Annotated in this window: 15 protein-coding genes and 1 pseudogene; 7 read left to right on the top strand and 9 right to left on the bottom strand. The window is 69.2% G+C overall.

The window, feature by feature from the left end; all coding sequences use genetic code 11:
* Positions 1 to 18: 18 nt before the first annotated feature.
* Together ACWDO5_RS17730 and ACWDO5_RS17735 are read left to right on the top strand one after the other, a co-directional pair.
* A complete protein-coding gene (locus ACWDO5_RS17730; RefSeq protein WP_450531223.1) occupies positions 19 to 693 on the top strand; it encodes a GntR family transcriptional regulator in 675 nt (224 codons plus the stop codon).
* 27 nt (positions 694 to 720) lie between these two features.
* Positions 721 to 903: pseudogene (locus ACWDO5_RS17735) on the top strand (hypothetical protein); the annotation flags it as partial.
* 237 nt (positions 904 to 1140) lie between these two features.
* Here ACWDO5_RS17735 and ACWDO5_RS17740 read toward each other — a convergent pair.
* The 3 genes from ACWDO5_RS17740 to ACWDO5_RS17750 all read right to left on the bottom strand — a co-directional run bounded on the left by ACWDO5_RS17740 (position 1141) and on the right by ACWDO5_RS17750 (position 4122).
* A complete protein-coding gene (locus tag ACWDO5_RS17740; protein WP_450531225.1) occupies positions 1141 to 2370 on the bottom strand; it encodes a PP2C family protein-serine/threonine phosphatase in 1230 nt (409 codons plus the stop codon).
* 373 nt (positions 2371 to 2743) lie between these two features.
* A complete protein-coding gene (locus ACWDO5_RS17745) occupies positions 2744 to 2950 on the bottom strand; it encodes a DUF2180 family protein (protein WP_450531227.1) in 207 nt (68 codons plus the stop codon).
* Between the two features lie 311 nt (positions 2951 to 3261).
* Complete coding sequence (locus ACWDO5_RS17750; protein ID WP_450531228.1) at positions 3262 to 4122, bottom strand: aldo/keto reductase; 861 nt, start codon at positions 4120 to 4122, stop codon at positions 3262 to 3264.
* 107 nt (positions 4123 to 4229) lie between these two features.
* Here ACWDO5_RS17750 and ACWDO5_RS17755 point away from each other — a divergent pair, with 107 nt between their 5' ends.
* From ACWDO5_RS17755 to ACWDO5_RS17765, 3 genes are all read left to right on the top strand, one after another.
* The gene (locus ACWDO5_RS17755) at positions 4230 to 5129 is read left to right on the top strand and encodes a LysR family transcriptional regulator (protein ID WP_450531229.1); all 900 of its coding nucleotides are present in this window, start codon (positions 4230 to 4232) and stop codon (positions 5127 to 5129) included.
* A 214-nt stretch (positions 5130 to 5343) separates the two neighbouring features.
* Complete coding sequence (locus ACWDO5_RS17760; protein WP_450531230.1) at positions 5344 to 5532, top strand: hypothetical protein; 189 nt, start codon at positions 5344 to 5346, stop codon at positions 5530 to 5532.
* A gap of 155 nt (positions 5533 to 5687) precedes the next feature.
* The gene (locus tag ACWDO5_RS17765) at positions 5688 to 6029 is read left to right on the top strand and encodes a hypothetical protein (RefSeq protein WP_450531232.1); all 342 of its coding nucleotides are present in this window, start codon (positions 5688 to 5690) and stop codon (positions 6027 to 6029) included.
* A 97-nt stretch (positions 6030 to 6126) separates the two neighbouring features.
* On the opposite strand, the gene ACWDO5_RS17770 is transcribed toward ACWDO5_RS17765, so the two are convergent.
* The 3 genes from ACWDO5_RS17770 to ACWDO5_RS17780 are packed head-to-tail and all read right to left on the bottom strand — an operon-like array spanning position 6127 to position 9562.
* The gene (locus ACWDO5_RS17770; RefSeq protein ID WP_450531234.1) at positions 6127 to 7032 is read right to left on the bottom strand and encodes a polysaccharide deacetylase family protein; all 906 of its coding nucleotides are present in this window, start codon (positions 7030 to 7032) and stop codon (positions 6127 to 6129) included.
* A complete protein-coding gene (locus ACWDO5_RS17775; RefSeq protein WP_450531236.1) occupies positions 7029 to 8234 on the bottom strand; it encodes an aspartate racemase/maleate isomerase family protein in 1206 nt (401 codons plus the stop codon). Before ACWDO5_RS17775 ends, ACWDO5_RS17770 begins: the two co-directional genes overlap by 4 nt.
* Positions 8235 to 8236: 2 nt before the next feature.
* Positions 8237 to 9562 carry an MFS transporter gene (locus ACWDO5_RS17780; RefSeq protein ID WP_450531238.1) on the bottom strand — a complete coding sequence of 442 codons (1326 nt, stop codon included), beginning with the start codon at positions 9560 to 9562 and terminating at the stop codon, positions 8237 to 8239.
* Positions 9563 to 9744: 182 nt separating this feature from the next.
* On the opposite strand from ACWDO5_RS17780, the gene ACWDO5_RS17785 reads away from it, so the two are divergent.
* The gene (locus tag ACWDO5_RS17785; RefSeq protein WP_450531240.1) at positions 9745 to 10416 is read left to right on the top strand and encodes a GntR family transcriptional regulator; all 672 of its coding nucleotides are present in this window, start codon (positions 9745 to 9747) and stop codon (positions 10414 to 10416) included.
* Positions 10417 to 10648: 232 nt separating this feature from the next.
* Here the strand turns inward: ACWDO5_RS17785 and ACWDO5_RS17790 are convergent, their stop codons facing one another.
* The 3 genes from ACWDO5_RS17790 to ACWDO5_RS17800 all read right to left on the bottom strand — a co-directional run bounded on the left by ACWDO5_RS17790 (position 10649) and on the right by ACWDO5_RS17800 (position 12980).
* Positions 10649 to 11107 carry a CBS domain-containing protein gene (locus tag ACWDO5_RS17790; protein ID WP_450531241.1) on the bottom strand — a complete coding sequence of 153 codons (459 nt, stop codon included), beginning with the start codon at positions 11105 to 11107 and terminating at the stop codon, positions 10649 to 10651.
* A 161-nt stretch (positions 11108 to 11268) separates the two neighbouring features.
* Positions 11269 to 11568 carry an antibiotic biosynthesis monooxygenase gene (locus ACWDO5_RS17795; RefSeq protein WP_450531243.1) on the bottom strand — a complete coding sequence of 100 codons (300 nt, stop codon included), beginning with the start codon at positions 11566 to 11568 and terminating at the stop codon, positions 11269 to 11271.
* Positions 11569 to 11750: 182 nt separating this feature from the next.
* On the bottom strand, positions 11751 to 12980 hold the full coding sequence (locus tag ACWDO5_RS17800) for a hypothetical protein (RefSeq protein WP_450531244.1): 1230 nt from the start codon (positions 12978 to 12980) through the stop codon (positions 11751 to 11753).
* Positions 12981 to 13237: 257 nt separating this feature from the next.
* Between ACWDO5_RS17800 and ACWDO5_RS17805 the strand changes: the two genes are divergently transcribed.
* Positions 13238 to 13489 (top strand): hypothetical protein, encoded by a 252-nt coding sequence (locus ACWDO5_RS17805; protein ID WP_450531246.1) that lies wholly within the window; start codon positions 13238 to 13240, stop codon positions 13487 to 13489.
* Positions 13490 to 13582: the final 93 nt, after the last annotated feature.

Here is a 13582-nt window from a genome sequence, read left to right on the forward strand (position 1 = left end):
ATGAGATATGTTTCTGTCATGTCAATCATCGAACTTCAGCCGATTATGGCAAAGTCGGAGAGCATCACCGAGATGGTGTTCGAGGCCATCAGGGACGGCATCGTTTCGAAGGTGCTGGCACCCGGAAGCCGGATCAGCGAAGCTCGCCTGGCCACCCAGCTCAAGGTGAGCAAGACGCCGGTGCGCGAGGCTCTGCTCCAGATGCGCCAACTCGGGCTGGTGGAGCCCATCGGACGGAGTCTGCGGGTCATCCGCCCATCGGCCGGCGCCATCAGGGACGCCTACGAGATGCGTGCCGGTCTGGAGCGCACCGCTGCCGAGTGCGCGGCCGCCCGGGCGACCGCGGTCGAGCGGGACGACATCGTGGTGGCGGCGGAAGCGTCGCTGAACAGCGCGCTGAGCGGCGACAGCCTGGGATTTCGCAGGTACGACCGCGACTTTCACACGGCGATCGCCACAGCGAGCCAGAACCTTTCGCTCTCACGCGCCGTCAGCGACTCCCTGGTACTCGCCTCGGCCCTGCGTCAACGGGATGTCTCGTCCTCCGGCGATTCGGTGGTCTGCGCCGAGGAGCACGTCCAGGTGGCACGGGCGCTGCGGACCGGCAACGTCAAGGAAGCCGGCGCCGCCCTCCACGCGCACATCCACCACGTCATGACGCTGGTCCTGAGGGAACTGCCGGAGTCGTCGTGATCCGGCCAAGTTCAGCGACGGACATCGCCGGGCCGGGCCCGAACCAGGCGCCCCGCCCGGCACTCGGCGTCCGAGCATGTGCGGATCGCTGAAGCGCTGGAGCGCAGCGACACCGAAGAGGCCGCGCAGCAGATGGCAGCGCATATCCGTCATGTGATGTCCATCGTGCTGACCGCCGCCGCGGGGCGGCAGCCGTCCCCGGTCGACTGAGCCAACCTTTCTCGAGGTCGAGGACCTCGGCGACCTGTCGGAGAGCGTGCCCACCGAGCCCGCCCGGCGGCCGCACCGGGACCGGGCTGCCCCGGCAGGCAGCTATCCCTGCATGCGCGGGGAGCAGCCGAAGGCCAGGCACGCCGAGCGGCTGTTCTGGGGACCATCCCCGCATGCGCGGGGATGGTCCCTGCCCTCACCCGGAAGGGCCCGGCCTCTTGCTACGACGGGGCCAGGTCACAGGCGGATGATGACCAGGGCGGTGTCGTCGGTGTTGCCGCCCGCGGGGATCAGTTCGGCCAGCAGGGTATCGGCGAGTGTGTCGGCGTCGGCCGACTTGTGGCGGGCGAGGCAGTCGGCGAGCCGATGAAGGCCGGTGTCGATGTCTTCGTGGCGGCGTTCGATCAGTCCGTCGGTGTAGAGGACGAGGGTGGCTCCTTCGGTGAAGGCGGTTTCGGCCTGGGGTCTGGGGGTGTGTTCGGGGCGGGCACCGAGTGGGGGGTCGGTGGCCTGGTCGAAGAACTCGACGGTGCCGTCGGCATGAAGCAGGGCGGGCGGGGGGTGGCCGGCGCTGCTGTACGTGAGGGTGTGGCTCTTGCAGTCGACGACTACCTGTACCGCGGTGGTGGACTCGGCGCCGTCGACGGACCGGGCGTACAGGCCGAGCGCGTCGAGGGCGGCCGCGGGCCCCTCAGCCACCCGTACGGCGGCGCTGAGTGCGCTGCGCAGCTGTCCCATGACTCCGGCCGCGTGAAGGCCGTGGCCGACGACGTCGCCTACGGCCACCGCGAGGCGGTCCTCGGGCAGTTCGGCCAGGTCGTACCAGTCGCCGCACACGTTCAGGGCACCGACGGCAGGCCGGTAGCGCACGGCTGCCCGGTGGTGGGCGACCGGACTGGGGGCGGGCAGCATCGCGGCCTGCAAGGTCAGTGCGACTTCACGTTCGCGGGCGTGGGCCTGCCGCAGCCGCTCGTTGACCTCCTGCAGTTCCCGGGCCCGGGTGTACAGCTCGGCCTCGAGCACCCTGGCCCGGTCCCCGCCATTTCGGCCGCCGCGGGCGCGGATCAGCTCGGTGACCTCCTCCACCCGGTGCAGCAGCAGCACCACGCGCCCGTCCGGGCCGAAGACCGGTGCGTTGACCGGGCTCCAGTACCGTTCTTCCCACTCGCCGGGCCGGTCGGGGTACTCGACGTCGTAACGCTGCAACGCCATGGCGTCGCGCTCTCCGGTAGCCGCCACCCGCCGCAGCGACACCTCCAGGTTGCGCATGCCGGTCGCGGTGGGGTCGTTGGGGTTATCGGGGAAGACATCGAACAGGTATCGGCCGACCACCTGCTCACGGGTGCGCCCCGACATCTGCAGAAACGCCTCATTGACATCCGCGTACGCCAGGTCAGTGGTGAGCAGTGCCACCGCCCCCGGCAGAGCCTGGAACACCGCCTCGTGGTCGATCCCGGAGTGCCTCACGACGCGTCCCGCCTCCGTGTGTGTGCCTCTCGAACGCGGCGAAGGGCGCCGTGGGGGCCGTCCCGCGTCCACAGCCTGGGGTCGGCGAAGAGCTTGTCCCATTCTGCGAATGGGGAGTCGGTGGCCCCCGCGGTCGCCCTGTAACAGACGACCACAGGGTGACCCAGTCAAACAGTCCAAACGTTCCATTACGCCATGAGCGGCATGTCACAGGTCGTCAGACCGGGTGGCTCTCCATCTCGTTGCTGGAAGGGGGGCTGGTGGGGGTCGCTGTCGCAAGAGGCCGGCCCTGGCAGGCGCCGCGGGTGGGGCGAGCGGGTCTGCGCCCCCGCGGGGACCCGGTCCAGGACCCCGCTAACACCGACCCGCCTCGCTAGTTCTGCGCTTCGGCTCTGGCGCAGGTGAAGCAGGTGATGCGACGGGCCGCACGGGGCAGCGTGGCCACGCCCATCCCGTTGACCCGGTGGACGGTCTGCGGTGTGCTGCGCGCATGGTCGGCGCACAGGGCAGCCCCACAGCTTCCGCAGATCGCGACAGCGGTCACGCTACGGTCAGCCGCATGGCAGTCATAGCAGTTCATGGAGCGGTTCCTCTCTCCCGTCAGCCGCATGCGGCGGCGGACGGCGTGGACCATGCACAGGGTTGGGAATTTGGCCGGAGAAGCGAGAGCGGCAACATCGCCAAGGGGGTTCGGGCCTGCTCCGGCCCGGGCGGCTGCGTTACCTGAAGCAGCGTTCCGAACCGGTCAACGAACACGCGGGCAGACGCTGTTCTCAAGGGCACCCGAACTGCAGGGACTGGTCGTGCCGGGCCAGGGTGGCTCGCCCGGTATCGGCCAATTCGAATCGGACGATGTCTGAGGGAATGCCGCCCCCGTTCCTCGTCAGCTCATCACGCGGCGTCGAGGCGGGCCAGCTCCTCGGCGGACAGTTTCAGCTCCACCGCGGCAACCGAATCGCGGATGGTCTCGGGGCGCGAGGAGCCCGGAATCGGGATCGTCACTGGTGCCTTGGCGAGAATCCACGCCAGGCACACCTGCTGCGGGCTCACCCCGTGCGCCTGCGCCACGTCCGCGAAAACGGCGAACCGCGAGCCCAGCTCGCCGGCGCGCGCAATCCCGCCCAGCGGGCTCCACGTCAGGAACGCAATGCCCAGTTCCGCGCACAGCTCCAGCTCCGGCTCGCTGGAGCGGAATGCGGGCGAGAACTGATTCTGCACGCTCACCAGTCGGCCGCCGAGGATCTCGTTGGCCTGCCGGATCTGATCGGGATCGGCGTTGGAGATGCCGGCGAAACGGATCTTGCCCGCGTCCAGCAGATCGCGGATCGCCCCGACCGACTCCGCGTAGGGGACGGTCGGGTCCGGCCGGTGAAACTGGTAGAGCCCGATGGCCTCGACGCCGAGCCGCTTGAGCGATGCATCGCAGGCGGCCTTCAGGTACTCCGGCGAGCCGTTCTTGGTCCACGAGCCGTCGCCCGGACGCAGGTGACCGCCCTTCGTCGCGATCAGCACGTCCGATGTGTCGCCACCGTAGCTCGCCACTGCGCGAGCGATCAGGGATTCATTGTGGCCGACCTCGTTGGCGTCCCGGTGATAGGCGTCCGCGGTGTCGATCAGAGTCACGCCCGCCTCCAGCGCGGCGTGGATCGTCGCGACCGAACGCTGTTCGTCGGGGCGCCCCTCGATGGACATCGGCATACCGCCCAGGCCGATCGAGCTGACCTGGACGTCTCCGATGGTGCGTGTCTGCATGGAGGTTCCTCCTGGATTTTTATTCGGTATGCCTCAGCCTCCACCCGTGACGTTTAAGCTGTCCAACATAAGAATCTGATCCCTTTGAGCGGTACTGGTGATGAATCATGGAACTCCGGCAACTTGAGTACTTCGTCGCCGTCGCGGAGGAATGCCACTTCACACGGGCGGCCAAGCGTCTGCATGTCGCGCAGTCCGGGCTATCGGCCTCGGTCCGCTCCCTCGAGCGCGAGCTGGGTGCCTCGCTGTTCCTGCGCAGTACCCGGCAGGTCGAGCTGACCGCCGCCGGGCGGGCACTACTGGTCGAGGCTCGGCGGGCTCTCTCGGCGACTGACGCCGCCAAGGACGCCGTCGCGGCAGTGCAGGGTCTACTGCGCGGCAGCCTGGCGATCGGCTCCCTGCAGTGCCTGAACGCAGTGCACCTTCCGACCGTGCTCGCACGCTTCCGAGCCGCGTATCCCGGCCTGGAGATCGAGTTGCGTCAGGGAGGATCCGGCGAGCTGATCGACCGCGTGCGCGCGGGGCGGCTGGACCTGGCGTTCGTCTCCCGCCCGGCCCGGTGCCCGGACGATGTCGTGATGGAGCCGCTGGCCGGTGAGCCACTCGTCCTCGCCTGCGCGCCCGAGCATCCGTACGCCGCCCGGGCACAGGTCGGGTTGGCTGAGTTGCGCGAAGAGCAGTTCGTGGACTTCCACCCGGACTGGGGCACCCGAGACATGGTCGACAACGTGCTCGCCGCGGCAGACGTCGAACGACGTGTCTCGCTGGAGGTGACCGATACGCACTCCCTGCTCGATCTGGTCGCTTGCGGGCTTGGCGTGGCGCTCGTGCCGCAGTCCTTCGCGGTCAAGACCGATCGAGTGCACTTTGTCGGGCTGGCAGGGGCCGTACCGGCGTGGGAGACCGTCACCGTGATGGGCAATCCGACAAGCGCGGCCGCGGCCGCACTGCTGCGCGAGGTCCACGTTGCGAAGAGCGGCCGCAGGTCCGCCGCCATCATCGGCTGACGGACACCGGCCGACACCGGCGGCGACGCTGGATGAAGCCCCGACGGTGACCGTGCTGCGCCGCCTCGCGCATGTCCCGCCGCATGCTGGACCATGCAGGGACCGTCCGTTCACGCGCCGCCTTCGCCGCGCAGTTCGCGTGTGACGTCAACGAGGCCGTGTGGCGTACGCACCTGTGAGCGAGACGGCTCGAGCCACCGGGCAGGACGACAGGATGGACCCGGCTGATGTCGAGCGAATGTGGTCGTCAACCTCGGCGCTCCCGAAGGAAGTGCTGGAGATGCTGCGCACGCCAAAAGCGTTCGGTCCGGGCGTGAAGGTCTTCGGCCCGGAGGTGTCGGTCCCCGAGGATGCCCCGCTGCAGGACCGGCTGCTCGGTCTCATCGGGCGCGACCCTCGCTGAGCCGGACAGAACTTCGCGACGGGGCATGTGCTCTCGTGACGGTGGTCGGCCGCGGCGGCGCTGTAGCCCGGCCGGCCGCTCAGCGGATGCCGCCCCGCCGGGAACCCGGCAGGGTGGCCTCCACCAGGACTTCTCCGCACAGACGAGGACTGCCCATGTCCGTGACCGATCACCGGCGCCTCCGCGTTGCCGCTGGGGCGGCACTCCTGACCATCGCCGTTACGGGCTGCGCCGACCTCGGCCGCACCGCGGTGGGCACCATCTCCTACAAAACCGAGGGAGAGCGCGTTGCGGAGGTGTCCAACCCCTCGGTCAAAGGCTGCCACCGGCTCGAGCCCACAGGCGCGACTGAGGTCACCAACAACACCCTGGTCGACATCGTCCTGTATCCCCGCCAGGACTGTTCCGGGGATGAGACGACGTATGTGGCGACGGAATCGTCCGACCGGATCGCGCCCCGCGCCCCGTCGTGGCGCAGCTACACCATCGTCCACTAGAAGTTCGGGCTCCGGCACGGCACGTGCTTGTGTCCGAGACCGAAACCGGGGCCGCCGCCCGGGGACGGACGGGCCGCGGCCTTGCCGGACGGTCGGGTCAGCGCATGTCGGCGGGCCGCTCGGCGCCCTCGAAGGGGAAGCGGCGGCGGAAGTCGTCGGCCGCGTCCTCCAGGGTGCAGAAGCTGACTCCGTCGTGCCCGGACACGTACGCGATGAACCGCTCCAGCATCAGCAGCACCTGTGGCCGGCCGCTGACGTCGGGGTGCAGGGTGACGGGCAGGACCGCGTAGTCCAACTCGCGGTGGACCCAGTCGAACTGGTCGCGCCAGTCCTGCTCCAGGGAGCGCGGGCTGACATAGCCGTGGCTGTTGTGGGAGTGCTTGTTGAACATCATGGGCGGCAGGTCGTCGACGTACCAGTTGCCGCAGAACTCGACCAGGTCGACCTCATGGCCGTGGACGAGCGGCTTCATCCATTCCTTCGCCTCCTTGGTGTAGTCGATCTTCGTCCAGCTGTCGCCGACGCGAGCGTAGAAGGGGGTGAAGTCGCGGTAGTTCTGGCTGTGGTCGTAAGAGAAGCCGTACTTGTGGAGCAGGGCGGCGGTGTGCGGCGACATCTCCCACCAGGGCGCCACATAGCCGCGCGGCCTGCGGCCGGTGTACTCCTCGATCAGGTCCACCGAGCGGGCGAGAACGTCCTCCTCCTGCTGCGGGCTCATGGCGACGGGGTTCTCGTGCGAGTAGCCGTGCGCGCCGACCTCGTGCCCCGCCTCGACGACCATACGGGTCTGCTCGGGGAAGGTCTCGATCGAGTGGCCGGGAATGAACCAGCTGGTGCGTATCCCGTACCGCTCGAACAGCTTGAGCAGGCGCGGGGTGCCGATCTCACCGGCGAAGACGCCGCGCTGGATGTCGTTCGGGGAGTCCTCGCCACCGTACGAGCCGAGCCAGCCGGCCACGGCGTCGACGTCCACCCCAAGAGCGATCTTGATGTCCTTGGTCATGCCGTTGCTGCCTTTCCCTGGGTGTCGAGGAGGTTGTGTACGCGCTCGGTGGCGGCGGCGAGTGCGGTGGTGTCGTGTTCCGTCCACTCCCGTTCGCCGACGCTGTGCACGGAGATCCAGCCGGTCATCTCGCCCGCCCGGACGACCGGCGACAGCATCTGGGCGTGGACGCCGTAGACGTCGACGAGCGCCTGCGGCGGGTGTGGGGCCGCGTGGAAATGCGGCTGGACGAGCGGGGTGCGGTGGCGTTCCAGCCATTCCACGGTGTTCAGCCGGCGCTGGTCGAGGGAGGCGTCACGGCGGATGGACCGTACGCCCTCACCGAGGGCCTCGGCAGCCGTCAGGTCGACGTGCAGTCCGTGGGCGGGCAGGTCGAGCCGGAGCGTGGTGCGGTCGGCGCCGGTCGTCCGGAGCAGGTCCTCCAGTACGTCCTGGAAGCGGGCGCGCAGACTGCCGGAGCGCAGCAGTTCGCCGGCGCCTTCGAGAGCCGGCTCGGCACCCGCGAGATACATGGCCTTCCACAGAGTGGCGGCGACGCTGTCGAACACCGGCATGCCCACGTCCGGTTCGAGTGCGGCCCCGGCGAAGGCGCCGTGCACATTGGTGCAGAGGACGGTGACGGCGTGGGCGTCCTCGGCCGCGGCCTCGATCTGCCCGGCGACGTCCTTCTCGGATATCCGGCCGAACGACTGGTTGTCGGTGAGGCCGAACGGTTCGGCGAGCACGCACTCCACGCCCTGGGCGGCGTAGGTGGCGATGATCTGGTCGGCGACGTCCTGGGTGTACGGCAGGGCCAGTCCGAGGCGGGTCACTCCGTACGCGGCGCAGGCGTCGAGTATCGCGAGGGTGGAGGTGGTGGCGGGAATCCCGGTGGCCTCGGTGATCGCGGCGCACAGGGCGCGGTCGCGGTCAGGTCCGAGCCAGGAGCCCGATGTCCCGTTCCACACGATGACGTCGACATGGGCGTCGGCGAGCTGCCGCGCGGCGGCGAGCATGGGCTCGAGCTCGAACTGTGCGTTGGAACCCTCGTCGAGCGCGATCCGGGTGACGGTGACCCGCGCGAAATGGACGGTCACGTTGTCTGTGCCGGCCAGCAAGCGGTAGGTCACCGGCTCCAGGCAGGTGTTGGACGACGGGGTGAGCATGCCCAGCCGGAAGGTGCCGGTGGACGTGGATGCCCCGGCGGTTCGGGGTGTGGTCATGGTCATAGGACGGCCAGCCTCTTGCTGTAGTCGATCATCAGGGAGGACGCGGTGAACAGGACGCCCGCGCCGACGAAGTAGAGCAGCGCCCAGGTGTAGGAGCCGGTGCCGCCCACGATGTAGCCGACCACGATCGGGGTCACGATGCCCGCGATGTTGCCGGAGAGGTTCATGGCACCGCCGGCGACTCCGGCGTTGGCGCGCCCGGCCAGGATGGACGGCAGCGACCAGTACAGGCCCGCCCAGCGCAGGAAGAACAGCACCAGGGAGAGCAGCGCGACCGCAGTGATCGGGTCGGGGACCAGGACCACGCCGAGGAGTCCGGCGACGACGGCCACACCGGCCACGCCCAGCAGAGTGCGCATGGCCTTGTTGGCGCCGGTGCCGCTCGCCTTCCAGCGGTCCGACAGCCAGCCGCCGGTGATCTCGCCGACGAAGCCGGAGCCGAAGATGACGAGGGTCGACCAGCCGATGGTCTTGATGTCGAAGCCCTTGGTCTCCGAGAGGTAGAGCGGGCCCCAGGTGAGCAGTCCGTAGAACACGCCGTTGAAGCCCATCCACCCCAGGCACATGCCCCAGAAGGAGCGGTACTTGAGGTACGGCCGGAGCCCGGTGCGCACGTCGGCCGGGCCCTCGGCGTCCTCTTCGGCGTGTGCCTGCTTGATGTACGCGGCCTCGGCCGCGTTGACTCCGGGGTGCTCGGAGGGCAGGTTGCGCATGTACCAGCCGGCGTAGAGTCCGACGGCCACGGTGAGGACGCCGGCGATGACGAAGCTGAGCCGCCAGCTGCCGGTCCAGGCGATGAGCGCGGAGATGATGATGCCGCCGAGTGCCGCGCCGAGGGGCGCCCCGCCGTCGAGCAGCGCGGCACCGCGTCCGCGTTCCTTCGCGGGCAGCCACTGGGCGTTGAGCTTGCCCCCGGCCGGATAGACCGGGGCTTCGACGGCGCCGAGCAGCAGCCGGTAGCCGAGCAGCGATCCGGCGCCGGTCGAGGCGGCGGTGAGCGCTTGGGCGATCCCCCATCCGACACAGGATCCGGCGACCATCCGGCGGGCGCCGAAGCGGTCGGCGAGCCAGCCGCTCGGTATCTGCAACAGCGCGTACGTCCAGAAGAAGGCGCTCAGGACGAAACCGGTCGTCTCCTTTGACAGACCGAGGTCCTTGGTGATCAGCGGGAGGGCCACGGAGACGGAGCCGCGGTCGATGTAATTGAGTGAGACGACGCCGAGCAGCAGGACGAAGATCTTCCAGCGCACGCGGGTGGGGCGGTTTGCGGGTGAGGAGGCGGAGCGTTCTCTGACGGTCTTGCCGACCGCTGGTGTACTCATGGCAACCTTCGATTCGCCGAGCGGACACGGTGAGGCGTGAGGAGGCGGAGCGGGTGAGGTGGATGGGTAGCGGTCAGGGCGGACGGGGCCGTTCCGTGCTTTGGTATACCAAAGGGTGAGGGTGCGCTCAGCGGACGTCAAGCGTTTGGTATACCGTAATGGCTTCGATACGAGGGGGACATATGACCGGGGCTCAGGCATCGGCCGACGCGACGACGAGCGGCGGCGGCACCGGATGGCTGCGTGACCAGGTCTGCGAGGGGTTGCGCGATCGCATCATCACCGGACGGCTCAAGCCCGGAGACCGGCTCGTCGAGCGCGATCTCGCGGAAGAGTTCGGTGTATCCCGGGTCCCGGTGCGCGAAGCCATCCGCATTCTGCTCGGCGAAGGGTTGCTCCAGGCGCTCTCCCCGCGCCGGATCGTCGTCAAGGAGATGTCCCGGCACGACGTGGAGAATCTCTTCGATCTGCGCGAGGCTCTGGAGGTGCTCGCGGCCCGCCGCGCCGCGGAACGCCGTACCGACGACCAGTTGCGGGAGCTGACAGAACTCCTGGAGGCCGCGCGCAGAGCCACCATGTCCGGCAAGGCCGAGCTCATCTCACGCGCCAACGCTGCCTTCCACCATCACATCGTGGAGCTGTCCGGAAATGAACTGCTCGCCACCACGCTGGAACCACTGGAGGGCCGGCTGCGCTGGCTGTTCCAGCAGATCGACGACCCCGGGTTGCTGTGGGGCGAACACCGGGAGCTGTACGAGGCGATCGCCGCGGCGGATGCGGACGCGGCCGCGCACTGCTCGCTGTGGCACGTGCGGCACTACCGGGAGGTCGCACTCCAGCTGCTCTTCGACTGAGGCAGGAGCCGACGGCCGGCGACAGCGAACCAGACGACGGAACACGGACAGACGCACAGGCACGTGGGGGCGGGGTCGTCGCGTGTCGCTGCGGCTGCGTCCGGGTTGCACGGGTTCCGCATAGCCGTCAAGGGCCCCCGGGTCTGGCGGAGTTCTCGCCGGACCGGGCGTTGTATACGGCGCGGGCGAAGAGAGAGTGTTGACGCAGATCCCCGAGGTTCGATGAGGCGCCTCAACCTTGGGACTGACCAGGCATCCGAGCAGTCGCGTACACGCGGCTCGCGAACTCCGCGATCTGTTCGTCGCTCAGGTTCTTCGCGAGATTGGCCTCCGTGATCATGCCGACCAGACGGTGGCCGCTCTGGACGTCGATCACCGGCAACCGCTTGATCTGGTGTTCCTCCATGGTCGTCAGGACCTCGGTGGCGTCCGCTTCGGCATCGATCCAGTGCACCTTGGCATTGAGGGATCCCGCCTGCACCATCGCCGGATCGACGCCTTCGGCGCAGCACTTGACGACGATGTCACGGTCGGTGATCAAGCCTGTGAGCCTGTTGTTGTCGCCACAGATAGGCAGGCAACCGACGTCCAGATCGCGCATCATCTTCGCCGCCTCGAACAGCGACTGGTGCGCACCGACACACTGCACGCCACCGGACATGATGTCTCGGGCTCTCAGCTTCTCAGCCATGATTTCCTCCCGCCCTTCAGAGCGTTGCGTCCTTCGCCATCGATCACAACACGAATGGCTCAACACCGCTCCCCGGGCGACGACGTCCAGGGTCCGGGACACGCGACGGTGGAGGCGCACGGTCGTCCAGCTGCGCACGAGAGTGGGTGGGGTCTGCGAGATCATGCCTCCAGGTGACTGAATCCCACCTCGAAGCGTTCGACCGAGACAACCCGTTGTCCTTCCCGCTGTGCGACTTCCTCGCGGAGCCGGGTGGCCCGGTCCTCGCTGGCCTGCATGGCCTGCTGGTCATCCCACAAGGTCAGCGACGTGGCCTTTCCGGAAGTTCGGTCAACGAGGTAGTACACGCCCCGGAAGCCGGGAACCTCTTGGACCTGCTTGACAATCGCTTCCCAGTTCGCGGTCAGGTCTCCCTCCGCAGGAACTGGTGATCCCTGATAGGTGCTCAGCCTCGCGAACATCGCTGCCAACCCTTTCCTGCACGGCTGCCGGCCGGGGGGACAGGCAGCTCCAGGAACAAGGGTGCTCCGGCAGGCCGCACGTCGCATGCCGAGCAAACGTTCCACTCATCCACCGGCCCGGTGGGGCGCATGGTCTGCACGCCGCGGGCGGTGGCGATGGATCCCGGACGCGTCCTGCCCAGCTAGGCCGGGCGGCCGGAGTGCAGGCTTTCCAGCCGCCGTTGCAGCACCTGCAGCGCCCCGCGCTGACGCCCGGGTACGCCGCGGCGCAGCCTGACGAGACTCGGCGCGAGCGCCCGCGCCCGCGGCAGGTCCCGGATCTGCTCCCACTGGTGATGGGCGCGGTCGACCGCGCCTTCGACGTCCGGGTTGTCCGGGGCCTGCCGACGCAGCCGGGCTTCGGCGGCGGCCATCCACAGCTCGCAGCTGAGGCCCGGATCCTGGGCGAGCCGGGCGAGATCGGCGCGTACTTCCAGCCAGTGGATCGCCTGCACCGAACCGGTCCCGTGGGTCCGCAACTCCTGTTGCTCCCAGGCGGCGGCAGCGGCAGCGGCCTCGCTGTGACGCCCGGCCTGCGCGGCGGCGAGGATCGCCGGATGCGGGTCGTCAGGCGACGGCAGGGCTTGTGCGTTCGTGACGTGCGGGGGCGTGGCCTGCGGCGTGGCCGCGACCTGCATCGCCGGGCTCGGGGCGGTCGAGACCTGCGGAGGTGCGACCTGCGTAGCCGGTCTCCAGGTGGCCGCGACCCGCTGTTCGGCCGGGGGAGCGCCGGCCGTCAGCAGCAGCGCCTCATCGCCGCCGACCCGCGCAGCGGCCTGATCGTGCAGCGCGGCCAGGTCAGGCCGTGCTCCACTGCGCCAGATCGCGGCGCACGCCTTCAGATAGTCGGGCGCCGCCGCGCCCCGCCGCTGTGGCGCCGGGGCGACACGCCCGTACAGACGGATGCCCTGCCCCAGAGCGAGGCCCTGCGACGCCACGTGCCGCCACGCCCCGGCGTCGGCGACCAGGTCAACGACCACGGTCGTGGTGCCGGGGGGCCGGATCGCCGTTTCGGCGGCCAGCCAGTGCCAGGGAAGTGCCGTGTAACGCATCGTCGTCGGCGTGGTGCGGGCGAGCCCGAGATGCAGCAGCCGCTGCTTACGGTCGAGTTGGAGCTGCCCCGCGATGTACAGGAACAGCGGTCCTTCCGCGGCCGCCGTCGCCCGGATCCGGGTCAGGACGGCCTGCGGATCGAGGGGATCGGCGAGCTCGATCACCGTCGCGGCCGACGTGCCGGTCAGCGCGCTGGGCGGGACGGCCGCGAGCGCGGGCAGCACGGAACTCGCGTCGATCAGACGCCCCTTGCCGACCGGCGCGGCTGCGATCAGCAGCGCGGTCCCCGGCGCCGCTGAGTCCCCTCCGGTGATCACCACACCCAGCACCGTAGCCGACGCCGCAGACAGAGAGCGCTCCGTACGGTGTGGTCCTCGCCCCCGCCACGCCTGCCCGGAGCGGCGTTCACTCCTCAGCACCACGGCGGCATGGCGCGCCCGGTCACACCGCCGCTGCCGATCATTCTTGTCATGGCCCTTGCAGGGCGGGGCGGACGCTGCTATTTCATCCGGTTAGGAAGGTTTCCTTCCAGTCCTTGAGCGAGTCCGGCCCACCAGCCCAGGCAACGGAGACCCCCATGAGACCGGCCCGGTTCTGGTTACGCTCGCTCGGCGGCGTCGGCACGCTCAGTGCCGCCCTGCTCCCCGGCCTCACCGCGGCACCCACCGCCCCGGCCGCCCCCACAGCGTCCGAGGCCCCGGCGGCAGCCCCCGCCGCCGCCACCCACGAGGCCGAGAACGCGGTCATCTCGCAAGGAGTCGTGGAGTCCAACCACACCGGCTTCACCGGCACCGGCTTCGTCAACTACAACAACGACACCGGAAGTTAGGCTCTGGGCCACTTTCTGTGGTTGCGTACGCAGGGTGACTGTTGATCTTCGTGTGATGCCGGTTGAGTTCGCCCGAAAATCGCCCGGCTGGAA

Source organism: Streptomyces sp. NPDC000880 (assembly GCF_053599675.1).